24 protein-coding genes are annotated in these 24,807 nt (G+C 63.2%); 13 read left to right on the top strand and 11 right to left on the bottom strand.

Annotation, left to right across the window (positions count from 1 at the left end):
- Positions 1–43 precede the first annotated feature (43 nt).
- The 3 genes from ygfZ to BLS08_RS15390 all read left to right on the top strand — a co-directional run bounded on the left by ygfZ (position 44) and on the right by BLS08_RS15390 (position 2,689).
- Positions 44–985 carry a CAF17-like 4Fe-4S cluster assembly/insertion protein YgfZ gene (gene ygfZ / locus BLS08_RS15400; RefSeq protein ID WP_017677772.1) on the top strand — a complete coding sequence of 314 codons (942 nt, stop codon included), beginning with the start codon at positions 44–46 and terminating at the stop codon, positions 983–985.
- A gap of 46 nt (positions 986–1,031) precedes the next feature.
- Positions 1,032–1,868: an HDOD domain-containing protein gene (locus BLS08_RS15395; protein WP_017677773.1), complete on the top strand. Its 837-nt coding sequence runs from the start codon at positions 1,032–1,034 to the stop codon at positions 1,866–1,868.
- A gap of 65 nt (positions 1,869–1,933) precedes the next feature.
- On the top strand, positions 1,934–2,689 hold the full coding sequence (locus BLS08_RS15390) for a substrate-binding periplasmic protein (protein ID WP_055987478.1): 756 nt from the start codon (positions 1,934–1,936) through the stop codon (positions 2,687–2,689).
- Here BLS08_RS15390 and BLS08_RS15385 read toward each other — a convergent pair.
- Both BLS08_RS15385 and BLS08_RS15380 read right to left on the bottom strand, forming a co-directional pair.
- Complete coding sequence (locus tag BLS08_RS15385) at positions 2,672–4,069, bottom strand: sensor histidine kinase (RefSeq protein ID WP_021488459.1); 1,398 nt, start codon at positions 4,067–4,069, stop codon at positions 2,672–2,674. The two genes, BLS08_RS15390 and BLS08_RS15385, sit on opposite strands and share 18 nt — an antisense overlap.
- Positions 4,066–4,737, bottom strand: coding sequence for a response regulator (locus tag BLS08_RS15380; RefSeq protein WP_026088647.1), 672 nt, complete (start codon positions 4,735–4,737; stop codon positions 4,066–4,068). Before BLS08_RS15380 ends, BLS08_RS15385 begins: the two co-directional genes overlap by 4 nt.
- 269 nt (positions 4,738–5,006) lie before the next feature.
- Here BLS08_RS15380 and BLS08_RS15375 point away from each other — a divergent pair, with 269 nt between their 5' ends.
- The 5 genes from BLS08_RS15375 (at position 5,007) to BLS08_RS15355 (ending at position 10,345) form a co-directional block, all read left to right on the top strand.
- Positions 5,007–6,272 (top strand): OprD family porin, encoded by a 1,266-nt coding sequence (locus BLS08_RS15375; RefSeq protein WP_055987538.1) that lies wholly within the window; start codon positions 5,007–5,009, stop codon positions 6,270–6,272.
- A 29-nt stretch (positions 6,273–6,301) separates the two neighbouring features.
- Entirely contained in the window at positions 6,302–7,282 is a 981-nt protein-coding gene (locus BLS08_RS15370; protein WP_017677778.1) for a Bug family tripartite tricarboxylate transporter substrate binding protein, read from the top strand.
- Positions 7,283–7,373: 91 nt separating this feature from the next.
- A complete protein-coding gene (locus tag BLS08_RS15365) occupies positions 7,374–7,817 on the top strand; it encodes a tripartite tricarboxylate transporter TctB family protein (protein ID WP_017677779.1) in 444 nt (147 codons plus the stop codon).
- Between the two features lies 1 nt (position 7,818).
- Positions 7,819–9,339: a tripartite tricarboxylate transporter permease gene (locus BLS08_RS15360; RefSeq protein ID WP_026088649.1), complete on the top strand. Its 1,521-nt coding sequence runs from the start codon at positions 7,819–7,821 to the stop codon at positions 9,337–9,339.
- Complete coding sequence (locus tag BLS08_RS15355; RefSeq protein ID WP_017677781.1) at positions 9,323–10,345, top strand: AbrB family transcriptional regulator; 1,023 nt, start codon at positions 9,323–9,325, stop codon at positions 10,343–10,345. The genes BLS08_RS15360 and BLS08_RS15355 overlap by 17 nt, the downstream gene beginning before the upstream one ends.
- A gap of 155 nt (positions 10,346–10,500) precedes the next feature.
- Here BLS08_RS15355 and BLS08_RS15350 read toward each other — a convergent pair whose 3' ends face one another.
- Positions 10,501–11,382 carry a pseudouridine synthase gene (locus tag BLS08_RS15350; protein ID WP_017677782.1) on the bottom strand — a complete coding sequence of 294 codons (882 nt, stop codon included), beginning with the start codon at positions 11,380–11,382 and terminating at the stop codon, positions 10,501–10,503.
- A gap of 255 nt (positions 11,383–11,637) precedes the next feature.
- Between BLS08_RS15350 and BLS08_RS15345 the strand changes: the two genes are divergently transcribed.
- A complete protein-coding gene (locus BLS08_RS15345) occupies positions 11,638–12,309 on the top strand; it encodes a COG3650 family protein (RefSeq protein WP_017677783.1) in 672 nt (223 codons plus the stop codon).
- A gap of 52 nt (positions 12,310–12,361) precedes the next feature.
- Here BLS08_RS15345 and BLS08_RS15340 read toward each other — a convergent pair whose 3' ends face one another.
- Entirely contained in the window at positions 12,362–13,291 is a 930-nt protein-coding gene (locus BLS08_RS15340; RefSeq protein ID WP_017677784.1) for a LysR family transcriptional regulator, read from the bottom strand.
- A 116-nt stretch (positions 13,292–13,407) separates the two neighbouring features.
- On the opposite strand from BLS08_RS15340, the gene BLS08_RS15335 reads away from it, so the two are divergent.
- The 4 genes from BLS08_RS15335 to BLS08_RS15320 all read left to right on the top strand — a co-directional run bounded on the left by BLS08_RS15335 (position 13,408) and on the right by BLS08_RS15320 (position 17,871).
- Positions 13,408–14,172, top strand: a complete 765-nt coding sequence (locus tag BLS08_RS15335) for a 3-oxoacyl-ACP reductase family protein (RefSeq protein WP_017677785.1) — start codon at positions 13,408–13,410, stop codon at positions 14,170–14,172.
- Positions 14,173–14,250: 78 nt separating this feature from the next.
- Entirely contained in the window at positions 14,251–14,853 is a 603-nt protein-coding gene (locus tag BLS08_RS15330; protein WP_026088650.1) for an NADPH-dependent F420 reductase, read from the top strand.
- Positions 14,854–14,924: 71 nt separating this feature from the next.
- Positions 14,925–16,082: an MFS transporter gene (locus BLS08_RS15325; RefSeq protein WP_186351467.1), complete on the top strand. Its 1,158-nt coding sequence runs from the start codon at positions 14,925–14,927 to the stop codon at positions 16,080–16,082.
- A gap of 175 nt (positions 16,083–16,257) precedes the next feature.
- Positions 16,258–17,871, top strand: coding sequence for an NAD(P)/FAD-dependent oxidoreductase (locus BLS08_RS15320; protein WP_017677788.1), 1,614 nt, complete (start codon positions 16,258–16,260; stop codon positions 17,869–17,871).
- 411 nt (positions 17,872–18,282) lie between these two features.
- Here the strand turns inward: BLS08_RS15320 and BLS08_RS15315 are convergent, their stop codons facing one another.
- The 7 genes from BLS08_RS15315 to BLS08_RS15285 all read right to left on the bottom strand — a co-directional run bounded on the left by BLS08_RS15315 (position 18,283) and on the right by BLS08_RS15285 (position 24,637).
- Positions 18,283–18,798, bottom strand: a complete 516-nt coding sequence (locus BLS08_RS15315; RefSeq protein WP_017677789.1) for a GNAT family N-acetyltransferase — start codon at positions 18,796–18,798, stop codon at positions 18,283–18,285.
- Positions 18,799–18,906: 108 nt separating this feature from the next.
- A complete protein-coding gene (locus BLS08_RS15310) occupies positions 18,907–19,245 on the bottom strand; it encodes a Na+/H+ antiporter subunit G (protein WP_026088651.1) in 339 nt (112 codons plus the stop codon).
- A 12-nt stretch (positions 19,246–19,257) separates the two neighbouring features.
- A complete protein-coding gene (locus BLS08_RS15305; RefSeq protein WP_017677791.1) occupies positions 19,258–19,527 on the bottom strand; it encodes a K+/H+ antiporter subunit F in 270 nt (89 codons plus the stop codon).
- Positions 19,512–20,009, bottom strand: a complete 498-nt coding sequence (locus tag BLS08_RS15300; RefSeq protein WP_021488452.1) for a Na+/H+ antiporter subunit E — start codon at positions 20,007–20,009, stop codon at positions 19,512–19,514. The genes BLS08_RS15305 and BLS08_RS15300 overlap by 16 nt, the downstream gene beginning before the upstream one ends.
- Positions 20,006–21,517 (bottom strand): monovalent cation/H+ antiporter subunit D, encoded by a 1,512-nt coding sequence (locus tag BLS08_RS15295; protein ID WP_017677793.1) that lies wholly within the window; start codon positions 21,515–21,517, stop codon positions 20,006–20,008. Before BLS08_RS15295 ends, BLS08_RS15300 begins: the two co-directional genes overlap by 4 nt.
- Complete coding sequence (locus tag BLS08_RS15290) at positions 21,514–21,843, bottom strand: Na+/H+ antiporter subunit C (protein WP_017677794.1); 330 nt, start codon at positions 21,841–21,843, stop codon at positions 21,514–21,516. Before BLS08_RS15290 ends, BLS08_RS15295 begins: the two co-directional genes overlap by 4 nt.
- A 1-nt stretch (position 21,844) precedes the next feature.
- Positions 21,845–24,637 carry a monovalent cation/H+ antiporter subunit A gene (locus tag BLS08_RS15285; RefSeq protein WP_017677795.1) on the bottom strand — a complete coding sequence of 931 codons (2,793 nt, stop codon included), beginning with the start codon at positions 24,635–24,637 and terminating at the stop codon, positions 21,845–21,847.
- Positions 24,638–24,807 lie beyond the last annotated feature (170 nt).

The raw sequence follows: 24,807 nt of genomic DNA, 5'->3' as shown, positions 1-24,807 counted from the left end.
ATGATGACGCCCCTGACCTTTATTCAGTGATTCGATTTGCATCATGGCCGATAGCGCTTACTTCACACTCCTCGATCACGAAGGCCTGCTCGCCGTACGCGGCGCGGACGCAGCCAAGTTCCTGCAGGGCCAAGTGACCTGCAATATCAATTACCTCAGTGCCAGCCAGTCCAGCCTTGGCGCCCGCTGCACGCCCAAGGGCCGCATGCTGTCGAGCTTTCGCATCGTCCCGGTGGAAGACGGCTACCTGCTGGCCATGGCACGCGAACTGATCGAGTCGCAGCAGGCCGATCTGCAGAAATATGCGGTGTTCTCCAAATCCAAGCTCAGCGACGAAAGCGCCGCCTGGGTCCGTTTTGGCCTGGCGGGCGCCGATGCCGTGCTGAGCGAACTCGATCTGCAACTGGGCACCGCCAGTGATTCCCTGGCCAGCGCCGGCCAACTGCTCGCCGTACGCCTGAGCGATGGCCGTGCCGAGCTCTGGGCGCCAGTAGAGGAAGCGCCAAAGCTGCAAGCCCAATTGGCCGCTCAACTGCCGCAGGCGCCACTGAACGACTGGTTGCTGGCCCAGGTCCGTGCGGGCGTGGGCCAGGTGTTCGGCGCCACACGCGAGCTGTTCATCCCGCAGATGATCAACCTGCAGGCCCTCGGCGGCGTGAGCTTCAAGAAAGGCTGCTACACCGGCCAGGAAATCGTCGCGCGCATGCAGTACCTGGGCAAGCTCAAGCGCCGCCTGCAACGCCTGCGTCTGGTCGCTGCAGAGCTACCGGCCGTCGGCGTCGAATTGTTCTCACCGGTGCATGGCTCCAGCGTTGGCGAAGTGGTGCTGGCGGCCCAGGCCGGCGACGCCATCGAGCTGCTCGCCGTATTGCAGGAAGACGCCGTGAACGACGGCCGCATTCATCTCGGCAGCAGTGAAGGCCCGCCCCTGACCCTGCTCGACCTGCCTTATCAGCTGGATGCCAACCAGGAAATCCAGCGCTGACTAAACTTCCCCGGCGCCGCCTCGGATCGCCTAAGAGAGCTACTTCATGAGCAAGCTTGCCGAAAAAGTCCAACAGGAACTGATCCACGCCATCGAAAACGATGAGCTGGTACTGCCCACCCTGCCCGAGGTGGCATTGCGGGTGCGTGAAGCAGCCGAAGACCCGGATGTGGGGATTCCGCAGATCAGTAAGGTAATCGGTAACGACGCCGCCCTCACCGCGCGCATCATCAAGGTGGTCAACAGCCCGCTGCTGCGCAGCAACAAGGAAATCACCGACCTGCAGATGGCTGTCAGCCGTCTGGGCATCAACTACACCTGCAACCTGGCCACCGGCCTGGCCATGGAGCAGATGTTCCAGGCCACCAGCGACGTGGTCGACCGCAAGATGCGCGAAGTGTGGAACAAGAGCACCGAGATCGCCGGTATCTGCCACGTGCTGTGCCGTCACTACACCCGCCTGATGCCGGACCAGGCTACGCTCGCCGGCCTGGTGCACCAGATCGGCGTGCTGCCGATCCTCACCTACGCCGAAGAGCATAACGAGCTGCTGGCCGACTCCATCAGCCTCAACCATGTCATCGAGCAGATTCACCCGATCATCGGCGACAAGATCCTGCGCACTTGGGAATTTCCCGAACCCATCGCCATCGTGCCGAGCCAGTATCTGGACTTCACCCGCGACTCGGCCAAGGTCGATTATGTTGATATCGTCCAGGTCGCCACACTGCAGAGCTACCTGGGCAGCGAGCACCCCTACACCCAGCTGGATTGGAGCAAGGTGCCGGCCTTCGCCAAGCTGGGCCTTGACCCGCAGGTCGACATGCAGGCCGACGAAGACCTCTCCGCTGCCATGGAAGCAGCCATGAGCATGCTGCAATAAAAGCATCTCGCCATGGATGGCATAACGCCTCTACACTCGAACGATTCGCTTGAGGAAGTAGAGCCATGCGTTACGCATTCGTCCTGCTCGTCCTGTTGCTCGGCAGTGCCCAGGCTGCCGAGCAGGTACGTCTGACCAACGGCGAATGGCCGCCCTATCTCGGTGAAACCCTGCCCCACCATGGCGTAGCGTCACGCATCGTCGCCGAGGCGTTCGCACTTCAGGGCATCGACGTGCAGTGGGAATTTCACCCCTGGGCGCGCTCGCTGAAAATGGCCGAACAAGGCGTGCGCGACGGCAGCGCCGTCTGGTTTCACAGCCCCGAACGTGAACGGCACTTTCACATCAGCGAGCCGGTGGTCGAAAGCGGCTACTACCTGTTTTATCGCAAGCCCCACGCGTTTGACTGGAACGATGTCACGGATCTGCGCGGCCTGCGCATTGCCGGTACTCGTGGCTATGACTACGGCGAAGCCTTTCAACGCGCCGAAGCCGCCGGTGAACTCGAGGTGGTGCGCCTGACCGGTGATGAACAGGGCCTGCGCCAGTTGCTAGCCGGGCGCATCGATGTGTTTCCCATGGACAAGGTGGTGGGCTTCGACCTGCTCTATCAGAAATTCAGCGCTGCCGAACGCCAGCGCCTGAGCTTTCATCGCAAGCCGCTGCGCAGCGACAGCCTGCATCTGCTGCTATCGCGCGAGGTGCCGGGCAATGCCGAGCTGATGCAGCGCTTCAATCGTGGTCTGAATCAATTGCGCGACAGTGGCAAGGTTTCCCAGTACCTGCTGGAGATTCAGCAGCCGTTAAGCCTCAGCCACTGACAGCGGAAACTCGACACGCACCCGCAGGCCATGCGGCTGCACCTGATGCAGGCTTATTCGAGCCTGATGGGCGCGACAGATCTCGCCGACGATGGCCAAACCAAGGCCTGCACCATTACCCAGGCTGCTGCGTCGGTAGAAACGCTCGAAAACCTTCTCATGCTCGGCCTCGGGAATACCCGGGCCGTCATCTTCGACTTCAAGCACCGACGGCGCCAGTGCGCGGATGATCAGGTTGCCACCGGCTGGTGTATGCGCCAATGCGTTATCCAGCAGGTTATTCAGCAACTCGTTGAGCAACGTCGGCTCGCCATCGATCCACACCGGCTGGTCGGCCTCCAGCGCCAGCGCGACGCCACGGGCGTGAGCCAGTGGCGCCATGGCCAGAGCCAGTTCACGCGCCAGCTGGCCGAGGTCGATACGCTGCGCGCCGCCTTCGGTAATGGCTCGCGCACCACTCTCGATACGCGCCAGGGACAGCAGTTGATTAGCCAGCGAAGTCAGACGATCACCTTGCTGCGCCACCTGCTCCAGCGTGCTGCGCCACTCCTCGGGCTGTTCGGCACGCAAGCCCAGGGTGATACGCGCTTTCAGTGCCGCCAGCGGCGTGCGCAACTCGTGGGCGGCATCGGCGATGAACTGCGACTGCCGCTCGAACAGACCGCGCAAGCGCTCGTTGAACTGGTTCAATGCCTCCACCAGCGGCAGCACCTCGCGCGGCAGACCGCTATCCGGCAGCGGCTGCAGGTCGTCGCTGGCCCTCTCTGCCACCTCCCTGCGCAGCGCCTCCAGCGGCCGCAAGGCCAGATTCACGGCCAACCACACCAGCAGCAGCGCGCTGAACGAGAGCAAGCCCATACGCCACAGGGTGCCGATCAGCAGCTCACGAGCCATGCGCTCGCGCGCGCCCTGTGTCTCCGCCACACGGATTTCAGCGATGCCATTAAGCTGCGGTTCGCTGACTGGCTGCAGCAGGCTGACCACACGCACACCCTGGTTGCGGTACTCGGCGTCGTAGAAGTGCGCCAACGCCGGATAATCGTCAGTACGCGGCGTGCCCGGCGGAGCTGGCGGCAGGTCCTCATAACCGGAAACCTGATTACCCTGCAGGTCGAGCACCTGGTAGTAGATGCGTCCGGCGCTGTCGTAGGCAAAGGTATCGAGCGCGACATAGGGAATATTGGCGCGCAACCGGCCGTCCTCGGCATACAGACCATCGGCCACCGCGCGTGCCGATGCCAGCAGCGTGCGGTCATAGGCGGTATCGGCTGCACGGCGCGCACTCCAGTAGGCACTGAAACTGCTCAGCAGCAGGATCAGCGACAGTAGCAGCGCCAGGCGCCGCAGCAGACGCCCGCGCAGACTGACGCCACGACTCATGCCTCGACCGCTTCCAGCAAGTAGCCAAGACCACGGAAGGTGACGATGCGTACGGCGCTGCCCTCGAGCTTCTTGCGTAGGCGGTGAATGTAGATTTCGATGGCATCCGGGCTGGCGTCCTCGTCCAGACCGAACACCTGCGCCGCCAGTTGCTCCTTGCTCATCACCCTGCCCAGCCTGGCGATCATCGCCTCCAGCACCGCCTGCTCACGGGCAGTCAGGCTGAGCGCTTCGCCATTGAGACTGAAACGACGCGCACCAAGGTCGTAGACCAGGTCGCCGCAGCGCTGCAACTGTTCGCCGCCGAGTACGCTGCGCCGCAGCAGCGCCTTGACCCGAGCCTCCAGTTCGGTCAGTTCGAAGGGTTTTGCCAGGTAGTCATCGGCACCCAGATTGAGGCCGTGCACACGATCCTTGACCTCGCCACGCGCAGTCAGCATCAGCACCGGCAGGGTCTGACCGCGGTCACGCAGGCGCGCCAACACGGCAAAGCCGTCCAGACGAGGCAAACCGATATCGAGAATCGCCAACGCATACTCTTCGCTGCACAGCGCAAGGTCAGCAGCCACGCCATCGTGCAGCACGTCCACCGTCCAGCCTGCACCTTTGAGCGCCTGGGCCACGCTTTCCGCCAATTGCGGATGGTCTTCGACCAGCAGAATCCGCACCGCCACCTCCAGCTGCAGCATCGTTAAAGGCGCGCAGTTTAGCGCCGCCACGGCCGCTGTGAATTGCTCAAATGCCAAAGCAGCATCTGATTTGCTGCCTTGCGTCACCCGCCATGACGCAACAACACACCATCATGAAAATCTTTCGTTCATGAAAGCCTAGTGAAAGCTTGTCCTCATAGCATCGTTTCAAGGTGGCTCGATCCACCTGCTCAAGCGACCTGGCAGTGGTGCCAGGTGGCGACAAGAACAAAAACGGAGACCACATGATGCTCGCAGCCTCACGCCAGGCCCTGCCGCCTGTCCGCCTGCTCTGCCTGGCCATCGCCGCTACCGGCGCTGCCCCCCTCGCCAACGCCGCCTTCATCGAAGACAGCAGCGCCAGCCTCACCGCTACCAACATCTATTTCAATCGCGACTTCCGCGAAGATCCGGGTCAGAACAAGCGAGAGGAATGGGGTCAGGGCTTTCGCCTCGATCTGCAGTCCGGCTTCACCGAAGGCACCGTCGGTTTCGGTGTCGACGCCATGGGCCTGCTCGGCCTCAAGCTCGACTCCGGTCGCGGCCGCACCGGCACCGACCTGCTGCCCGTACATGATGATGATCGCTCCGCCGACGAATTCAGCCGCCTGGGTCTGACCGGCAAGGTCAAGGTCTCTGCCACCGAACTGCGCTACGGCTCGCACGTGCCGGAGCTGCCGGTGGTCAAGGCCAGTGACAGCCGCCTGCTGCCGCAGGTGTTCGAGGGCGGCCTGCTGACCTCCTCCGAACTGGAAGGCCTGACCTTCACCGGTGGCCGCCTGGACAAGGTCATCGACCGCGCTTCGACCAACTCCGAAGAGATGGTGCTCAACGCCAAGAACCGCCGCTTCGCCTCCGGCGTCGAAGCCGACCACCTGGACCTGGCCGGCGTCGACTACAAGTTCGCTCCCGGTTTCACCGGCCGTTACTACTTTGCCGATCTGGATGACATCTATCGCCAGCATTTCTTCGGTCTGCTGAGCAGCCACAAGATCGGTGCGGGCACCCTGAGCAGCGACGTGCGTTATATCGTCAGTCGTGACAGCGGCGCGGCCAACGCCGGTAAGGTCGACAACCAGGCCTTCAACGCCATGGTCAGCTACGGCCTGGGTAGCCACAAGTTCGGCCTGGGCTTCCAGGACATGAGCGGCGACACCGGCTTTGCCTACATCGATGGCAGCGATCCGTTTTTGGTCAACTTCGTGCAGATCAATGACTTCGCCAACGCCGACGAACGTTCCTGGCAGGCCCGCTACGATTACAACTTCGCCAGCATCGGGGTTCCCGGCCTGACCTTCATGACCCGCTACATCCGTGGCGATGACGCTCGTGTTGCCGGCTCCGACGAGCGTGGCGGCGAATGGGAACGCGACATCGAGCTCAAGTACGTGGTGCAGGCCGGCCCACTCAAGGACCTCTACGTGCGTGTGCGCAACGCCAGTTTCCGCTCCGACTTCGCCCGCGACGCGGACGAGAACCGTGTCATCGTCGGCTACACCCTGCCGATCTGGTAAACAACAACAAGACTCGCGAGGAATCACTCATGAAATCTGTCCTGACCCGCGCCGCACTGGCGACTGCCTGCCTGGCCTTTGCCAGTCAGTTGCTGGCTGCCGAACCCAAGCGCCCCGAATGCATCGCCCCGGCCAAGCCCGGTGGTGGTTTCGACCTGACCTGCAAGCTGGCCCAGAGCGGCCTCAAGGATGAAGGTCTGCTCAAGGCGCCGATGCGAGTCACCTACATGCCGGGCGGCGTCGGTGCCGTAGCCTATAACGCCGTGGTCGCCCAGCGCGCCAAGGATCCTGGCACCATCACCGCCTTCTCCAGCGGTTCCTTGCTGAACCTGGCCCAGGGCAAATTCGGTCGTTATGACGAGAACGCCGTACGCTGGCTGGCCGCAGTCGGTACCGACTACGGCGCAATCACCGTACGCGACGACTCGCCCTACAAGAACCTCGATGACCTGGTCCAGGCTCTGAAAAAGGATCCGTCCAGCATCGTCTTCGGCGCCGGCGCTACCATCGGTGGGCAGGACTGGATGCAGACCGCGCTGATCGCCCGCCTGGCCGGGATCGACCCGAAAAACCTGCGTTATGTCGCCTTCGAAGGCGGTGGTGAAACCCTCACCGCCATGCTTGGCGGCCATGTGCAGGTCACCAGCAGCGGCCTGGGCGAAGTCACTCCGCAGCTGGAAGCGAAAAAAGTGCGCATCCTCGCGGTGCTCTCCGATGAGCGTCTGCCAGGCAAGCTGGCCGAAATCCCGACCGCCAAAGAGCAGGGTTACGACATCACCTGGCCGGTGATCCGCGGCTTCTACATGGGCCCGGAAGTCAGCGACGAGCAGTTCGACTGGTGGAAACAGCAGTTCGATACCCTGCTGGCCAGCGAAGAGTTCGCCAAGCTGCGCGAACAGCGTGACCTGCTGCCGCTGTCGGTGACCGGTGATGAACTCAAGGCCCTGGTGTTCAAGCAGGTCGCTGAGTACAAGACCCTGGCCAGTGAATTCGGCCTGATGCAGGAATAAATGCATCAGCGGGTTCGGCGTCGCCCGATACCGAACCCGCCATTGAACTGCACCGCCGTTCGATCCTGTCCCTACGCAAGAGACCATTGCTATGTACGTTCGCCTGTTCGCTGCGATCTGGCTGCTGTTGTGCGCCTGTCTCGCCGTTATCGCCTGGGGCTTCCAGGCTCCCTTCGCCTATGACCCGGTTGGCCCGCGCGCCTACCCGCTGCTGCTGCTGGCGCTAATGGGTGCTGGCGCTGCCTGGCTGGTGTTCAAACCCGGTGCGGACACCGAGACGCTCAGCCGCCATGCCGTGCTGCGCAGCGGCCTGTGCATTCTCACCCTGCTGGCCTACGCCCTGCTGTTCGAGCCCCTGGGTTTCGTTCTGAGCACGGCTGTGGCGGTTTTCGTGCTGGGCCTGCTGTTTACGGGTCGTGTGCTGCCGTGCCTGATTAGCGGCGTCCTGATGGGCGTGCTGCTGTATGCCTTGTTCGATTATGCGCTAGACGTTCCGCTGCCACTGGGCGTGTTCGAAGCGTTGGTGGAGAGCTGAGATGGAAACATTACATTTTCTGATGCAGGGCTTTGACGTCGCCACCCGGCCGACCAACCTGCTGGTTGCATTGTTCGGTGCCTTCGTCGGCACCATCGTCGGCCTGTTGCCAGGCCTGGGCCCGATCAACGGCGTAGCCCTGCTGCTGCCACTGGCCTTCGCCCTTGGCCTGCCGCCGGAAACCGCACTGATTCTGCTCGCCGCCGTCTACCTGGGCTGCGAATACGGCGGACGTATCTCCGCCATTCTGCTCAACGTGCCTGGCGATGCCGCTGCCGTGATGACCACACTCGACGGCTACCCGCTGGCACGTCAGGGCAAAGCGGGTATCGCCCTGTCGTTGTCGGCGGTCAGCTCCTTCACCGGCAGCATGATCGCCACCTGCGGCGTGGTGCTGTTCGCGCCGCTCCTGGCGAAATGGGCAGTGGCCTTCGGTCCGGCCGAGTACTTCGTGCTGATGATCTTCGCCATTGCCTGCCTCGGTGGCATGGTCGGCGACAAGCCGGTCAAGACCCTGCTCTCGGCCCTGATCGGCCTGGCCCTGGCCACGGTCGGGGTGGACTCCACTACGGGGGTATACCGCTTCACCTTCGACAGCGTCAGCCTGTCCGACGGCATCCAGTTCGTCATCGTGGTCATCGGCTTCTTCAGTGTCAGCGAAATTCTGCTGATGCTGGAAAACACCCACAACGGCCAGAAAGCCGTGAAAGCCAGCGGCCGCGTGCTGTTCAACTTCAAGGAATACTGCTTCACCTTCTGGACCATGATTCGCAGCTCGCTTGCCGGTTTCGTGATTGGCGTACTGCCTGGTGCCGGTGCAACCATCGCCAGCGCCATGACCTACATGACCGAAAAACGCCTGGCCGGTGAAAGCGGCAAGTTCGGCGACGGTGACCTGCGCGGCGTTGCGGCTCCCGAGTCGGCCAACAACGCTTCGGCCTGCGGTTCGCTGATCCCGATGCTGACACTCGGTGTACCCGGCTCGGGCACCACCGCGGTGATGATCGGCGCACTGACGCTGTACAACATCACCCCTGGCCCACTGTTGTTCGAACAGCAGCCAGATGTGGTCTGGGGCCTGATCGCCTCGCTGTTCATCGGTAACGTCATCCTGCTGGTGATGAACATCCCGCTGGTCGGCCTGTTCTCACGCATGCTCAGCGTGCCGAACTGGGTGCTGGTGCCCGCCATCACCGTGATCAGCATGGTCGGCGTGTACGCAGTGCACAGCACCACCTTCGACCTGGTGCTGATGATCGGCCTCGGTGTGTTCGGCTATATCCTGCGCAAGCTGGACTTCCCGCTCTCGGCGGTGATCCTCGGCTTCGTGCTGGGCGAAATGATGGAGGACAACCTGCGTCGCGCCCTGTCGATCTCCGCTGGTGAGCTGGGCATCCTCTGGGGCAGCCCGATCACTCTGGTACTGTGGGCGCTTGTTGTACTGATGCTGGCCCTGCCGGGCATCCGCTGGATGCGTCGACGCAAGCAGATCAAGGCTGGGGCTGATGCCACTGCCGCGTGATCTTTGGGTAACGCCGCTGGCCGGAGTGGTCGGCGGTTACCTGGCCAGCCTCGCCGGCTGGCCTTTGCCGTGGATGGTCGGCTCGTTGTTGGCGGTAATCGTTGTGCGCTGCCTGGCCAATCGCGCCTTCAGTGAACTGCCGGGCGGGCGCAAGGCCGGCCAATGGTTGGTCGCCAGCGGCATCGGCCTGCACTTCACCAGCGACGTGCTGGAACAGGTGCTCAGCCACTTGCCCGTGATCGTGATGGGCGCCTTCGGCACGCTGCTGCTGAGCCTGATCGGCATTGCCATCCTGCGCCGTGCTGGCGTCGACCGCGCCACTGCCTTCTTCGCCAGCATGCCTGGCGGCGCCAGCGAGATGGTCAACCTGGCCCTGCGTCACGATGCCCAACCCGCAAGAGTGGCAGCGGCGCACAGCCTGCGTCTGCTGCTGGTGGTGCTGCTGATTCCGGCGCTGTTCACCTGGGGCCTGCCCGCCGTCAGCGCGCCGACTCGCGCGCCGGTGGACTGGACCTGGCTGATCGGCCTGCTCGCCGCTGGCGCTCTACTAGCAATGCTCTGGGGCCGACTCAAACAACCCAACCCCTGGATGCTCGGCCCACTGACTGTCTGCGCCGTTGCCAGCGCCGGCTTCGACCTGCATCTGGGCCTGCCGCCAGGCCTCGGCCAGCTCGGCCAGTGGCTGATTGGTTGCGCCCTGGGCTGTCACTTCGATCGCGCCTTCTTCCGCAGTGCACCGGGTTTTCTCGCCCGCGTGCTGGCCTTCACCTTGCTGGCGATGCTCGCCGCTGCCGTGCTCGGCGAAGCCCTTGGTTGGTTGGCCGGCGAAGACCACCTGTCGCTGATGCTGGGCATGATGCCGGGCGGCATCACCGAGCTGTGTCTGACCGCCGAAGCCTTGCAGCTGTCGGTAGCGCTGGTGACTGCATTGCAGGTGCTACGGCTGTTTCTGGTGATGTTCCTGGCAGAACCCTTATTCAAGCTCTGGTGCAAGAGCCACGCGTAGGGCGGACCGGAACGCCGGCCGCTCGCAGCGCCAGCGAACAGTCCGCCGGTTGGGCTGCGAGCTTGCGACACCCCTGCGGCGTACTGTTTCGCGAGTACGCCCTACGCGACGACGTACGACTCGCCGCTCCGTAGGGTGCGCCATGCGCACCAGCGCTACCACTGCAGCTGCAGCTGGCTATCAAACTCACGCATCTGCCCGCTGAGCGGATCGACGAAGCGCAAGCCGCGCGCCAGCAGTTTGAGCGGCTTGCTGTAGTCATCCGGCAGATTGCGCGACTCCCGCAGCAGCGGATAGAAATCGTCGCCGACGATAGGCGCGCCGAGCCCGGACAGATGCACGCGCAGCTGATGCTTGCGTCCGGTCACCGGCGACAGCCCATAGCGCCAAAGCTCACCACGGCGCTCCAGCACCTCGATGCACGTTTCGCTGTTGGTCTCGCCTGCGACTTCCTGCATGCGAAAGAACGGCTCACCGTCGACCATGCGCGAACGATGCAGGTAGGGAAACTCCAACTGCGCCAATGCCGGAGCGATAGCCTCGTAGCGTTTCTCCACCGCACGCTGGCGAAACAGCGCCTGATACTGGCCACGACTGGCCGGGTTGACCGAGAACAACACCAGGCCGGCCGTCAGTCGGTCGATGCGGTGGATCGGCACCAGGTCAGGATTGCCGGTGCGCTTGATCAGGCGTGCCAGCAGGGTCTGCTCGACGTACTCACCGGCAGGCATCACCGGCAGAAAATGCGGTTTGTCGGCGACCAGCAGGTGCTCGTCCTGCCACAGCACCTGTTCGACGAAAGGAATTGGCGTCTCATTCGGCACTTCGCGGAAATAGCGCACCTTGAGACCAGCCCGATAGGGATGCGTGGCGTCGATGGGCGTGCCCGCCGCATCCAGCACCCGACCACGCGCCATACGCTGCAGCCAGGTAACGCGATCGATGGCGGGAAAGTGATCGCACAGGCAATCGAGCACCGTCGCCCAGTCGCCCTGGGGCAAATGAAGCGTGCTGGGGCGCATGGCGGGGCTGGGCATTGCAGAAGGTGCTCGACGGCTTATGGACGGGCGAATTAGGCCGTACTCGCGCGGCTCAGTCAAAGCCGGGGCATGCTGCAACAGCAGCCGAACAATGAAAGCCTGCGTGGTATGCCCCCTCATCCGGCGCTTCGCGCCACCTTCTCCCAGAGGGAGAAGGACAGCAGGGAGGGCGTCGCTGCGCGACTTTCATGCTCACGGCTTGAGCCGAGGTCGCGCTGTGGCTATGGTGGCCGCTCGTATCTGGAGAGACCCATGTCCATCACCCGCTCCCTGCTTACCAGCGTCGCCCTCCTCCCGCTCCTGGCCGCCTGCCAGGTCTACACCGGCAAGCCGGAAGGCCCACCTCCGGCCACCCGCCTGCAGGGTCAAGTCCAGGTTGAAAATGGTCAACTGGTCCTCACCCCCTGCCAGGAACAGCGCCGCTTCGTGCTGATCGATGGCGGCAGCACCAGTATCGAGCGCGAAGTCATGCAGCTCGGCAGTGATGGCCAGGCCAGCCTGTTCGCCGATCTGGCCGGTCGCCTGGGCGGCAGCCAGGGCAAAGGCAACGACGGTCGCTTCGAGGTCAGCCAGATCTATCGCCTGCAAGGTGAGGGGCATGGCTGCGACGACCTCAACTTCAAACGCCTGGCCCTGCGCGCCAGCGGCAACGAGCCGTTCTGGCAACTGGAAGTCGGCAGCAAGGGCCTGGTACTCAATCGTCCCGAGCAGGAACCACTGGCCCTGCCCTACCTGGAAGAGCAACTACCGGATGGCCGCCTGAATTTCAGCAGCGAAGCCAACGGCCAGCGTCTGGATCTGTGGGTGGCGCCGCAGCGCTGCGTCGACAGCATGAGCGGCACGGTCAATCACCTCAGCGCCGAACTGCGCCTCGACGGCCAGGTGCTACGTGGCTGCGCGCATTTCGGCGCCATGCGTAATTGACCATCAGTCATGCCGGTGACGCTGAGTGGCTGCACCGGCACGAACCGTTCAGCTAGCCCAAACTCCCGGCAAAACGCCGTGCATAGTCTTCGCGCTGGAAAGCCTCGACCACGAAGTCGATGAAGCTGCGCGTCTTGCCCGGCATCAACTGGCGACTGGGGTAATACAGCGACAACGCGCCGGCATCCGCCCACCAGCGCGGCAACACCCGCACCAGCTCCCCCGACTCCAGCTCGGGCAGTACATCGGGTACGGCAAGCATCGCCACCCCCAGGCCCAGCCGCGCGGCCTCTCGCACGGCAGTTGGATCGTTGACCACCACGGTCTCGCGCATCGTCGCGATCACTTCATCGCCCTGCGCATTGCGCATGTTCCAGGTACGGATACGACCCGACGACAGCGAACGCATGACGATGCAGTCCAGATCGATCAGACCTGATGGATCGGCTGGCAACGTGTGCCGAGCCAGGTAAGCGGGAGAGGCAAAGGCAATGACGTGCAGCGGCGCCAGTGTGCGGGCGACCACACCGCTGGCCAACTCGAAACCGCCACCGATGGCGGCATCGTAGCCTTCGGCGATCAGGTCGACCGTACGGTTCTCGAAATGCCATTCAGGGCGGACGCGGGGATAGCGCTGCAGGAACTCGGGCAACAAAGGCAGCAGGTAACCGATCCCGAAGGACGGCGCCACGCTGATCTTGAGCACACCAGCCGGCTGGCCATCATCGGCTGATACCGCTGCAATGGCGTTCTGCAATGACTCCAGATTGCCGCCAACCGCAGCCAAGAAAGACTCGCCCGCCTCGGTCAGCGTCAGCTTGCGTGTCGAACGCTGGAACAGCCGTACACCCAGGTTGCGCTCCAGCATGGCGACGTTGCGGCTGACCGCTGCCGGCGTGAGCGCAAGCCGGCGCGCTGCCGCCGAGAAGCTGCCACTCTCGGCACTGCGTACGAAGGATTCAAGATTGGTGAGCGTTTCCATGGCGCGATCTTAAATAGATACTTGAAGATAATCCAAATGATTAGCCGCTAATCAAAGAAGAATGAAAACGCGATAGTCACTCCACCGAATGTATCGGCAATCAAACGGAGTGAACCATGAGCAACGTAATTTCTTCCCACCCCCTTCCTCTGGCCGGCAAAACGGCTCTAGTAACTGGCGGATCTCGCTCTATCGGCGCAGCTATCGCCAAACGCCTGGCCGCCGACGGCGCGCAGGTTGCCTTCACCTACAACGGCTCGCCCCAACAGGCCAAAGAAGTCGCCGTCGAGATCGAATCGGCAGGCGGTCGCGTGCTGGCGATCCAGGCCAACGCAGCCGACCCCGAGGCCGTGCGCGCCGCCGTCGCGAAGACGGTAGAGGCGTTCGGGGGCCTCGACATTCTGGTGAATAACGCCGGTATCGGCGTGTTCAGCCAGTTCGAAGAAACCAGCTTCGAGGATTACCAGAAGCTGCTCGCGGTCAACGTGACCGGTGTATTCGTCGCCACCCAGGAGGCGGTAAGGCACATGCAGGCAGGCGGTCGCGTCATCCACATAGCCAGCTCGGTCACCAAGTACGCAGGTGTGCCCGGACTTGCCGCATACAGCCTGACCAAAGGCGCCGTCGCCGGCTTCAACCGCAGCCTGGCACATGATCTGGGGCCACGCGGTATCACGGTCAACAGCATCCACCCAGGCCCAGTGAACACCGACATGAACCCGGCCGATAGCGAGGTTGCCCAGCTTCTGACTCCCCGCATGGCAGTGGGTCGCTATGGAGAGCCACACGAAATTGCCAGCCTCGTGGCATTCATCGCCAGCCCGCAAGCCTCGTTCATCACTGGTGCGGACATCCTCGCTGACGGCGGGTTGACCTCCTGAGTATGCCGGGGCAGGCCAGTCAGCCTGCCCCACAGTATTCCGACACCTAAGGCCTCAAGGAATCCCAGCATGAGCAAATTGCCCTCCATCGGCATCATCGGTGCCGGCCATATCGGCGCGGCCTTCGCCCGGGCCCTGGCACGCCGCAACATCCCGGCCATCCTGTCCAACAGCCGCGGGCCAGAGAGCCTGCAAGCCTTGGTACAATCCATCGGCCCGAGCATCCGTGCCGGCACCCGTGAACAGGCGGCAGCGCAGCCCATCGTGTTGGTCGCGGTGAACTGGTCGAAGCTGCCAGCCGCGCTGTCTGGGCTTGCGGACTTCGCCGGGCGTGTCGTCATCGACAGCAATAACCCGATCGAAGCGCCGCTGTTCAACCCTATCGATCTGCATGGCCGCACCTCAAGCGAAGTGTTTGCCGACCTGGTGCCGGGCGCCCATGTAGTGAAGGCGTTCAATCACCTGAACCCCAGACTGCTCATCGCCGATCCCGCCGAGCGCGGCGGCCGGCGTGTGCTGTTCCTGGCGGGTGACGACAATCGCGCGAAAAACCAGGTCAGCGCACTGATCGATGAGCTGGGTTTCGCCGCTATCGACCTTGGCGAACTGGCCGAAGGTGGGCGCCTGACGCAATTCCCCGGTGGGCCGTTGCCCTCGCTCGAACTGGTGCAGTTCGGCTGAGCTACCGGGAGACGAAAATGAAGGATTCCATCATGTCCCATACCGATTCATCTGCTGCTGACACCAGATCCATGTCTGCTGCTTGGTGGGCCGTCATCTCTCTTGCCCTGGGCGCCTTCGGCCTGGTCACGGCGGAATTCCTGCCGATCAGCCTGCTGACGCCGATGGCCGCCGACCTGGGCGTATCCAACGGTGCGGTGGGCCAGGCCATCACCGCCACCGCCGTGGTTGCCGCATTCGCCGGGCCGCTGGTGGTGCTGTTCTCGGGCCGCCTGGATCGGCAGAAGATCGTCTGGGGGTTGATGGGCATGCTGGTGTTCTCCTGCATCCTTTCGGCCTATGCCTCAAACATCACGGTACTGCTGATCGCGCGTGGGCTGCTGGGCTTCGCCCTCGGCAGCTTCTGGGCCATGATGGCAGCGCTCGCCCTGCGCCTGGTGCCCCCGGACAAGGTGCCGCGTGCCATCTCGATCATCATGATGGGCATCTCGCTCGCAACCATCTTCGCTGCCCCGCTGGGTGCCTACCTGGGAGAACTGTGGGGCTGGCAGGCAACTTTCCTGGCCGCGTCCGGCATTGGCGTGGTGGCGCTGGCGATCCAGATGCTGACCTTGCCCAAACTGCCGGCCACGGCAGCACCGGGCCTGGCGTCCTTCAAGGCAGCGCTGACGCGGCGTGCAGTCGTCGTCGGTATCGGCACCGGGCTGCTGGTCATTTCCGGGCACTTCGCCGCTCTGACCTTCATTCGCCCCTTCCTCGAGGAGGTTCCCCGCCTGGATGTCGCGACCGTCTCGCTTGCCTTGCTGGCCTTCGGTGTCTGCGGCTTTTTCGGCAACCTTGCCGGCGGCGCCGTCGCCGCGCGCAGTCCAGCCTGGGCAGTCAGCAGTTGCTCGTTCCTGATCGCTGCCGTTGCACTCACGCTGATCCTGTTCGGCACACAGGCCGACGTTGCCTTCGTCGCGATTGCGCTATGGGGCTTCGCCTTCGGCGCCTTCCCGGTATCGATCTCGATCTGGAACGCGCGCGCCGCCGCCGATCACGCGGAAAGCGCTGGCGCCCTGCTGTCCTCGACCTTCCAGGTCGCCATTGCTGCGGGTGCGGTTCTAGGAGGACTGATCATCGACAGCCTCGACTCACAAGCCGTGATCGTCTATGCCGCGACAGCAGCCTGCGCGGGCGCTGCCTTGATGTTCATTCGGGGTCTCGCGATCGAACGTCAGCGTGGCTGATCAGCCCGTTTGTCTGCACTGGCGCAGCGCTCAAGACATCGCTCACCTACGCTCAACGGAGCAAAGCCGCCAGTAGTTCGATAATGCCGGCCTCCTCCATCCGGGCGGTGAATCCCGTACAATCGCCGCTTTTTCCACCTTGCCGGATCACCACCGGCCAACCAGGACACTGCCCATGCTTCGCCTGACCGAACTGAAACTGCCCCTCGACCACCCCGAGGACGCGCTGCGCCCGGCCATCGTCCAGCGCTTGGGCATCGCCGATAGCGAGCTGCTGGCTTTCAGCGTGTTCAAGCGCAGCTACGATGCGCGCAAGAAGTTCGGCGACATGCCGTTCATCTACACCCTCGACTGTGAGGTGAAAGATGAGGCGGCGTTGCTCGCTCGCCTGAGCGATGACAAGCATGTAGGCCCGGCACCGGACATCGCCTACAAGCCGGTCGGCAAGGCCGAAACGCCGTTGGACGAACGCCCGATCGTGGTCGGTTTCGGCCCCTGCGGCATCTTCGCGGCGCTGATCCTGGCCCAGGCAGGTCTGCGCCCCATCGTGCTGGAGCGCGGCAAGGAAGTGCGTCAGCGCACCAAGGACACCTGGGGCCTGTGGCGCAAGAACGTGCTCGACCCCACCTCCAACGTGCAGTTCGGCGAAGGCGGCGCTGGCACCTTCTCCGACGGCAAGCTGTATAGCCAGATCAAGGACCCTCACCACCACGGGCGGAAGGTACTGCAGGAGTTCGTCAAGGCCGGCGCGCCGGACGAGATCCTCTACGTCAGCAAGCCGCATATCGGCACCTTCCGCCTGACCGGCGTGGTCGCCACCATGCGCGAGGAGATCAAGGCCCTCGGCGGCGAAGTGCGCTTTCAGCAGCGCGTCAGCGATCTGCTGATCGAAGACGGCCAACTCACGGGCGTGGTGCTGGAGAGCGGCGAGCAGTTGCTCAGCCGCCATGTGGTGCTGGCCCTCGGCCATAGCTCGCGCGACACCTTCCGCATGCTGCATGCCCATGGCGTGTACCTGGAGGCCAAGCCCTTCTCGGTCGGTTTCCGTATCGAACACCCGCAGTCGCTGATCGACCGCGCGCGCTTAGGCAAGTACGCCGGCCACCCAAAACTCGGCGCTGCCGACTACAAGCTCGTGCATCACGCCAGCAACGGCCGCTCGGTCTACAGCTTCTGCATGTGCCCAGGCGGCACCGTGGTCGCCGCCACCTCCGAGCCTGAGCGCGTGGTCACCAACGGCATGAGCCAGTATTCGCGCAACGAGCGCAACGCCAACGCCGGCATCGTCGTCGGCATCACTCCCGAGCAGGACTATCCGGATGGCCCGCTGGCCGGTGTGGAACTGCAGGAACGCCTGGAATCGCACGCCTACGTGCTCGGCGGGCGCAACTACGAGGCGCCCGGACAACTGGTCGGCGACTTCATAAAAGGCAAGCCGTCCACCGCCCTCGGCGAAGTGCAACCCTCCTACAAGCCGGGCGTGAAACTGGGCGATCTGGCGCCCTCGCTGCCGGACTTCGCCATCGAAGCCATCCGCGAGGCGCTGCCGGCCTTCGGCAAGCAGATCAAGGGCTTCGACCTGGCTGATGCGGTGCTCACCGGCATCGAGACACGCACCTCCTCGCCGGTGCGCATCACCCGTGGCGATGACCTGCAGAGCCTGAATCTCAAGGGGTTGTATCCGGCCGGTGAAGGTGCCGGCTACGCCGGCGGCATTCTTTCGGCTGGCGTCGACGGCATTCGCGTGGCCGAGGCCGTGGCCAAAGACATGCTTGGGTTGAATCGCTAAGCCCCTTCGTCTCACACACCCCGTAGGGTGGGTTAGCGGCGCCAAACCTGCGAATGTCTGATCACCGCCATCGTAGTGCGCCGCGTAACCCACCAGGCGATTGTCCTGCGCTGCGCCCATGGTGGGTTACGGCGCAACGGACTTTGCGGGCTCATCAAGATAGGTGACAGACGCCTAACCCACCCTACGGATCTCGGGCAGCCTAGTAGGGTGGGTTAGCGGCGCCAAGCCTGCGAATGTCCGATCACCGCCATTGCAGTGCGCCGCGTAACCCACCAGGCGATTGTCCTGCGCTGCACCAATGGTGGGTTACGGCGCAACGAATTTTTTAGGCTCATCAGGATAGGTGACAGGCGCCTAACCCACCCTACGGATATCCGTCAGTCGTGATAGCGCCCAGCCGCAGAAGCATCAAAGATCCTCGCGGCGCTGGCAACAAAGGGTCGAACGCCGCGAACCATTCGGTCGACGCGCCGGGTCGGCATAGGTCAGCAGCTCACTGAAACCGGCCTTGCGCATCATCCCCGCCGATGCCGCGTTCTCTTCGTGACGATCGATATAGATATCGCTGACGTCCAGCCGCCACAGCTCGGTGACGGCCTCGCGCAGAAGACGCGCGCCCAATCCTCGTCCGACGCAATCGCGATGCACCACCGCTTCGCAGATATAGCCATGCACCTGCCCGGCACGCGCGGCAGGTTGATGAGCGACGAAATCCTGGGTCAGGCGATAACTGACGAACCCCAGCAGTTGCCCCTGCTCCTCGGCCAGCACGGCCAAGGTCGTATTTGCCGCAATACCCTGCAGGTGCTGACGAACCTCGGCTTCGGGCAGATGATTCCAGGGGTTGGGCCCATGCTCGAAAATCAGCGCGCAGAGCGCCTCGATATCCTCGACACAGGCCTGACGAATGACCAGCTCGCTCATCTCCTGACTCCCCTGACGCAGTACGCCGTCTGATTCAAGAGCGCAGTCTAGAGCGGGCAATTACCTGGCGACAGCTACAGCCAGGCGCGAGAAATGCCTGACAGTGGATCAGTGATCGTCGTCCCAGGGCTGGCCACGGGTGCGCTCGGTCAACTCGACCTTCTGCTGCATCGCGGCCTTGGACAGGATATGTGCACTGACCGGTGCAGTGAGGAACAGAAACAGGGTAATCAGCAGTTCGTGCAGGCTGAGGTTGCCGGTGTGGTGCGCGAAGAACAGCATCGACGCGATCAGCGTAGCGCCGACGCCCAACGTCGTGGCCTTGGTCGGCCCGTGCAGGCGCGTGAAGAAATCCGGCAGCCGATACAGCCCGATGGCACCCACCAGGGCGAACAGGCTGCCCAGGATCAGGCAGGCGCAAATCAACAGTTCCAGCCAGAATGGCATGGTCATTCCCTCTTAATCGATGATGTCGCCGTGCAGCAGGTGTTTACCCACTGCGACCGTGCCGACGAAGCCCATCACCGCGATCAGCAGCGCGGCCTCGAAGAACAGATCCGATGCCAGCCAGATGCCGAACAGCACGATCAGCGCCAACGCGTTGATGTACAGGGTATCCAGGGCCAGTACGCGATCCACCAGGCTCGGCCCTTCGACCAGACGCGCGACATTGAGCAGCATGGCCAGCGTGAGGATGCCCATGCACAGAAAGACTACGTTCTCGAGCATTCGAAAATCTCCAGCAGCGGCTTTTCGTAGCGACTCTTGACCTCGGCGATCAGCTCGTCGCGATCCGGCACGTTGAGCCCGTGCAGCAGCAGTGTCTTGTGGTCGGAGCTGAGGCCGGCAGAAACCGTGCCGGGGGTCAGCGAAATGATGCAGGCCAGGGCCGACAGCACGAACTCATCCTCGATCTCGACCGGTACCTCGACGAATGCCGGCTCGAGGCGCGATTTCGGCCCCAATACCAGTTTCACCACCTGTAGATTGGCAACCACGATGTCGTAGAACACCTTGCCGATAAACAGCAGCAACCCCAGGGGCTTGCGTACTTTCGGCACGGTCAGCAGGAAATCGCCGCACAGGTGCACGATCGACCAGCCCAGAAACAGCCCGAGCAGGATATGCCCCAGGTTGAGGGTGTTGACCAATAGCAGCCAGAGCACCGTCAATAGCAACATCATCCGCGGATGGGGGAAGAAACGCCTCATGCCGCACCTCCGGCGATGATCGACAGATAGGGTTGCAGATCGAGCAACTGCGCCGCAGCCGCCTCCAGATACGCCATTATCGGAGCAGCGGCGATCATCAGCAGCGGGCTGGCCAGCAACAGGCCAAGCGCTGCCAGGAGGCTCACCCGGTCAGCCGGTTGGGCTGTCGAGGGCTGGCCATCCGTTTGCTGGCCCAACCAGAACAGACTGGTACCAGCGCGGCTCAGCGCCACCAGCGTCAGCAGCCCGCCAATCAGCACCACCGGCCACAGGCTCCAGGCTTGCCAGCCAGGCTCCGCGGCGCGCAGTAGCAGCATCTTGCCGAGGAACCCGGAGAACGGCGGCAACCCGGCCACGGAAATCGACGCGAAGAAGAACATGCAGCCCAGCACCAGCGGCTGGCGCAGCACGCGCTCCTGCTGCAGGTCGCCGCCGGCACTGTCACGCTGGGCAACCACCAGGCCTGCCAGCAGGAACAACGCCGCACTGATCAGCGTGCTGTGCAGCATGTAGTAGAGCGCCGCGCTCAGCGCCGCCGGGCTGCCCATAGCGAAACCGGCCATCAGGGTGCCCACCGAGACCACCACCAGATAGGCCAGCAACGCCTGCAACTGTCGCGCTCCCAGAGCGCCAATCACACCGAAGGCAATGGTCGGCAGGGCCAGCCACCAGAGCAGTTCATGGCCAAGATTGGCCAGCGGCCCGGCCTCTTCGCCGAACACCAGAGTGAACACGCGAACGACGGCGTAGAAGCCCACCTTGGTCATGATTGCGAACAACGCCGCCACCGAAGCGGGCGCTGCGGCATAGGCGCGCGGCAGCCAGAAGCACAGCGGCAGCACGGCGGCCTTGAGACCGAAAACGATCAGCAGCAGGTAGGCAGCCGCCTTGATCAGCGGCGCGTCGGCAACGTCGGCGCTGGCCACCCGCGCAGCCAGATCCGGCATGTTCAGGGTGCCGGTCAGTCCATACAGCAGGCTGATGCCGATCAGGAAGAACGACGAGCCCAGCAGGTTGAGCACCACGTAGTGCACGCCGGCCTTGACCTGATTGGCACGGTTGCCATGCAGCAGCAATGCATACGACGAGATCAGCAGGATCTCGAAGAACACGAACAGGTTGAACAGGTCGGCGGTGAGGAATGCACCGTTGATGCCGAGCAACTGAAACTGGAACAGCGCATGGAAGTTCGGCCCACGCTCATCGTCGCCACGGCAGGCGTAGATCAGGGCGAAGCAGGCGAGCAGCGCGGTGAGCAACAGCAGCGCAGCGTTGAAGCGGTCGAGCAGCAGCATGATGCCGAACGGCGCAACCCAGTTACCCAGCGCATAGACCTGCAACTGCCCCTCACCGGCCAACAGCACCAGATACAGGCACACCGGCAGCAGCGCCAGGCAGCCGACCAGGGAAATGCCCCGCTTCACGTCACGCGACCAGCCGTGACCGACCAGCAACAACGCGCCGATGAACAGCGGCAACAGAATGGGGAGGATGATGGCGTGACTCATGCGCGCGGCTCCTCGCCATCGACGTGATCGGTTTTCAGTTCGCCCATGCCACGCAGGGCCAACACCACGACGAACGCGGTCATGGCGAAGCCAATGACGATGGCGGTGAGCACCAGCGCCTGCGGCAGTGGGTCACCGTACTCGGCGCTCTTGCCGATCACCGCCGGCACACCCGTGCCGAGACGGCCGGTGGAGAAGATGAACAGATTCACTGCATAAGAGATCAGGGTCAGCCCCATCACTACCGGGAAAATGCGCGCCCTTAGCAGTAGGTACACGCCGCTGGCAGTCAGCACCCCGAGGGTGATTGCGAATACTGCCTCCATATCAGATGACCTCCTTGCACGACTCGTCCTGACTGACATGGCCGATATTGGAAAGAATCAGCAGGGTGGCACCGACAACGGCCAGATATACCCCAAGATCGAAGAGGATCGCGGTAGCCAGTTCAATTTCGCCGATCAGCGGAATATGGAAATGGCCGAACGCCGAAGTCAGGAACGGCGAGCCGAAGAGCCAGCTGCCCAGACCCGTCAGTCCGGCTATCAGCACGCCCCAACCGGCGGTGGCGTGATAGCTGAATTTCAGGCGTTCCTGGGTCCAGGTCACACCATGGGAGATGTACTGCAGAATCAACGCCACCGAGGTGATCAGGCCGGCGATGAAGCCGCCGCCCGGCAGGTTGTGCCCGCGCAGGAAGATGAACGCCGAAATCAGCAGCGCCATCGGCAGCATGGCCCGCGCCAGGTTGTCGAGGATCATCGGATGCGCATCGGTCGACCATGGACGACCATTCTTGTCGTGGGTCGGATGCGGCAGGTGCAGGCCATGCAGCAGCGCGTAGATACCGATGGCAGCAATCGCCAGCACGGTGATCTCGCCCAGGGTATCGAAGCCGCGGAAGTCCACCAGGATCACGTTGACCACGTTGGTACCGCCGCCACCGGAGACGCTGTTCTCAAGAAAGAACGAGGAAATGCTCTGGTAAGGACGGGTCAGCACGGCGTAGGTCAGCATCGCCACCATGGTGCCGCTGCCCAGCGCCAGGACCAGATCACGCAGGCCGCGCAGGCTGCTCGACTCCGCCGGGGTGCGATCAGTCATGAAGTACAGGGTGAGCATCAGCAGGATGATGGTCACCACCTCGACCGACAACTGGGTCAGCGCCAGATCCGGGGCGGAGAAGCGGGCGAAGGCCAGCGCCACCATCAGACCAGCGGCGCTGAGGATCATCAGCGCCACCAGGCGGCGGCGGTGGAAAACCACGGTGAGCACCGCAGTCAGCATCAGAATCAACATACCGATGGTTGTCAGCGGATCGATCGGTGTCATCGCCACGCTACCAGTCAACTGCTCCAGCGGCGACAGCGCAATGATCACCAGGGTCAGTGCACTGCCCAGCATCCAGGCCAGGTAACGCTGCTGCGAGCCACTTTCCAGCAGCGCGGTAATGCGCACGGCCAAGCGCGTCGAGTAACGCACCACCTGGTCGAAGGCATCCTTGGCATCCAGGTTGGGCAAACCTTCATACCAGCGGAACAGCGGCTTGCGACAGGCATAGACGATGATCCCGCCGAACAGCGCAACGAAACTCATCAGGAGCGGCAGGTTGAAACCGTGCCAGATGGCCAGGCTGTACTCAGGCAGCTCGCCACCCAAGGTCGAAGCGGCGGCGGCGGCCAACAACGGCGCTACAGTGTAGGCTGGCACGATGCCGACCAGCAGGCAGAGGAACACCAGCACCTCGACCGGCACCTTCATGTAGCGCGGCGGCTCGTGCGGCGGATATTTGGGCAGGTCGATCGGCTCGCCATTGAAGAACACGTCGTGAATGAAACGCAGCGAATAGGCCACCGAGAACACCCCGGCCAGGGTCGCGGCAGCCGGAATCACCCAGTTGAAACCGCCCAGCAGGTGCTGGTGCAAGGTTTCGGTGAAGAACATCTCCTTGCTCAAAAAGCCATTGAGCAGCGGCACGCCAGCCATGGCCGAAGCCGCCACCATCGCCAGCACCGCCGTATGCGGCATGTACTTCCACAAGCCGTTTATTCGCCGCATGTCGCGGCTACCGGTTTCGTGGTCGATGATGCCGGCAGCCATGAACAGCGAAGCCTTGAAGGTCGCGTGGTTGATGATGTGGAACACCGCCGCCACAGCCGCTAGCTGGGTATCCAGGCCGAACAGCAGGGTGATCAGGCCCAGGTGGCTGATGGTCGAATACGCCAGCAGGCCCTTCAGGTCATGCTGGAATAGCGCCATGCCCGCGCCCACCAGCAAGGTGGCCAGGCCGGTCAGGCTGACGATGTAGAACCACCACTCGGAACCGGCCAGCGCTGGGTACAGACGCGCCAGCAGGAAGACCCCGGCCTTGACCATGGTCGCCGAGTGCAGATACGCCGATACCGGTGTCGGCGCCGCCATCGCGTGCGGCAGCCAGAAATGGAAAGGGAATTGCGCCGATTTGGTGAACACGCCCAGCAGCACCAGCACCAGCGCCAGCGGATACAGCTCGTGCGCGCGAATCGCGTAGCCGGCGGCCAGCACTTGAGACAGTTCGAAGCTACCGGCGATGTGGCCGATCAGCAGGATACCGGCGAGCAACGCCAGACCACCGCCACCGGTGATTGCCAGCGCCATGCGCGCGCCCTTGCGGGCATCGGAGCGCGAACCCCAGAAGCCGATCAGCAGGAACGACGACAGGCTGGTCAGCTCCCAGAACATCAGCATCAGCAGCAGGTTTTCCGACAGCACCACACCGAGCATGGCGCCCATGAACAGCAGCAGGAAGGCAAAGAAACGCCCCATGGGCTCGGTCTTGGCCAGGTAATAGCGCGCGTAGAGGATGACCAGCAGGCCGATGCCGAGAATCAGCAGGGCAAACAGAAAGCCCAGACCATCGAGGCGCAGACTGAGATTCAGCCCCAGGTGCGGCAACCACTCCAGTTTGACCCGCAGCACCTCGCCTGCGAACACCGCAGGCTGGTAGCTGAACAGCAGCACCAGCGCCACGATGGGCGCTATAGCCGCAGCCGCGGCACAGGCCGAGCGTCCAAGCCGATCGGCGAGCACCGGCAGAAACAACCCAAGAAATGGCAAGGCGACAATCAGCGCAAGCGCCATCGGAAAAACCCCTTAAGCAGGCACGTCAGGTCAACTGACCCAACGACGAGAATTGGAGTCGCAACTCCCTGACGGTGATAGTTCATGCACCGCAACGGTTCAGCTAAGTTGTTGTCGGCACAAGCATAACGGCCGATTATCCATAACTATCAAGACAACGTCATGCATTG

This window comes from Ectopseudomonas chengduensis, assembly GCF_900102635.1.
Classification (GTDB): Bacteria; Pseudomonadota; Gammaproteobacteria; order Pseudomonadales; family Pseudomonadaceae; genus Aquipseudomonas; species Aquipseudomonas chengduensis.
Note: the sequence above shows the minus strand (reverse complement) of the source record. Positions and strands in the feature narration are given on the sequence as shown.

What these genes read in the sequence shown, in the direction of transcription:
- BLS08_RS15390 (WP_055987478.1), top strand. Translation starts at nt 1,934, where the DNA reads ATGCGTTACGCATTCGTCCTGCTCGTCCTGTTGCTCGGCAGTGCCCAG.
- BLS08_RS15315 (WP_017677789.1), bottom strand. Translation starts at nt 18,798, where the DNA reads ATGAGCGAGCTGGTCATTCGTCAGGCCTGTGTCGAGGATATCGAGGCG.
- BLS08_RS15320 (WP_017677788.1), top strand. Translation starts at nt 16,258, where the DNA reads ATGCTTCGCCTGACCGAACTGAAACTGCCCCTCGACCACCCCGAGGAC.
- BLS08_RS15305 (WP_017677791.1), bottom strand. Translation starts at nt 19,527, where the DNA reads ATGCTCGAGAACGTAGTCTTTCTGTGCATGGGCATCCTCACGCTGGCC.
- BLS08_RS15310 (WP_026088651.1), bottom strand. Translation starts at nt 19,245, where the DNA reads ATGCCATTCTGGCTGGAACTGTTGATTTGCGCCTGCCTGATCCTGGGC.
- ygfZ (WP_017677772.1), top strand. Translation starts at nt 44, where the DNA reads ATGGCCGATAGCGCTTACTTCACACTCCTCGATCACGAAGGCCTGCTC.
- BLS08_RS15300 (WP_021488452.1), bottom strand. Translation starts at nt 20,009, where the DNA reads ATGAGGCGTTTCTTCCCCCATCCGCGGATGATGTTGCTATTGACGGTG.
- BLS08_RS15370 (WP_017677778.1), top strand. Translation starts at nt 6,302, where the DNA reads ATGAAATCTGTCCTGACCCGCGCCGCACTGGCGACTGCCTGCCTGGCC.
- BLS08_RS15295 (WP_017677793.1), bottom strand. Translation starts at nt 21,517, where the DNA reads ATGAGTCACGCCATCATCCTCCCCATTCTGTTGCCGCTGTTCATCGGC.
- BLS08_RS15335 (WP_017677785.1), top strand. Translation starts at nt 13,408, where the DNA reads ATGAGCAACGTAATTTCTTCCCACCCCCTTCCTCTGGCCGGCAAAACG.
- BLS08_RS15325 (WP_186351467.1), top strand. Translation starts at nt 14,925, where the DNA reads ATGTCTGCTGCTTGGTGGGCCGTCATCTCTCTTGCCCTGGGCGCCTTC.
- BLS08_RS15350 (WP_017677782.1), bottom strand. Translation starts at nt 11,382, where the DNA reads ATGCCCAGCCCCGCCATGCGCCCCAGCACGCTTCATTTGCCCCAGGGC.
- BLS08_RS15355 (WP_017677781.1), top strand. Translation starts at nt 9,323, where the DNA reads ATGCCACTGCCGCGTGATCTTTGGGTAACGCCGCTGGCCGGAGTGGTC.
- BLS08_RS15345 (WP_017677783.1), top strand. Translation starts at nt 11,638, where the DNA reads ATGTCCATCACCCGCTCCCTGCTTACCAGCGTCGCCCTCCTCCCGCTC.
- BLS08_RS15360 (WP_026088649.1), top strand. Translation starts at nt 7,819, where the DNA reads ATGGAAACATTACATTTTCTGATGCAGGGCTTTGACGTCGCCACCCGG.
- BLS08_RS15375 (WP_055987538.1), top strand. Translation starts at nt 5,007, where the DNA reads ATGCTCGCAGCCTCACGCCAGGCCCTGCCGCCTGTCCGCCTGCTCTGC.
- BLS08_RS15385 (WP_021488459.1), bottom strand. Translation starts at nt 4,069, where the DNA reads ATGAGTCGTGGCGTCAGTCTGCGCGGGCGTCTGCTGCGGCGCCTGGCG.
- BLS08_RS15290 (WP_017677794.1), bottom strand. Translation starts at nt 21,843, where the DNA reads ATGGAGGCAGTATTCGCAATCACCCTCGGGGTGCTGACTGCCAGCGGC.
- BLS08_RS15285 (WP_017677795.1), bottom strand. Translation starts at nt 24,637, where the DNA reads ATGGCGCTTGCGCTGATTGTCGCCTTGCCATTTCTTGGGTTGTTTCTG.
- BLS08_RS15340 (WP_017677784.1), bottom strand. Translation starts at nt 13,291, where the DNA reads ATGGAAACGCTCACCAATCTTGAATCCTTCGTACGCAGTGCCGAGAGT.
- BLS08_RS15395 (WP_017677773.1), top strand. Translation starts at nt 1,032, where the DNA reads ATGAGCAAGCTTGCCGAAAAAGTCCAACAGGAACTGATCCACGCCATC.
- BLS08_RS15365 (WP_017677779.1), top strand. Translation starts at nt 7,374, where the DNA reads ATGTACGTTCGCCTGTTCGCTGCGATCTGGCTGCTGTTGTGCGCCTGT.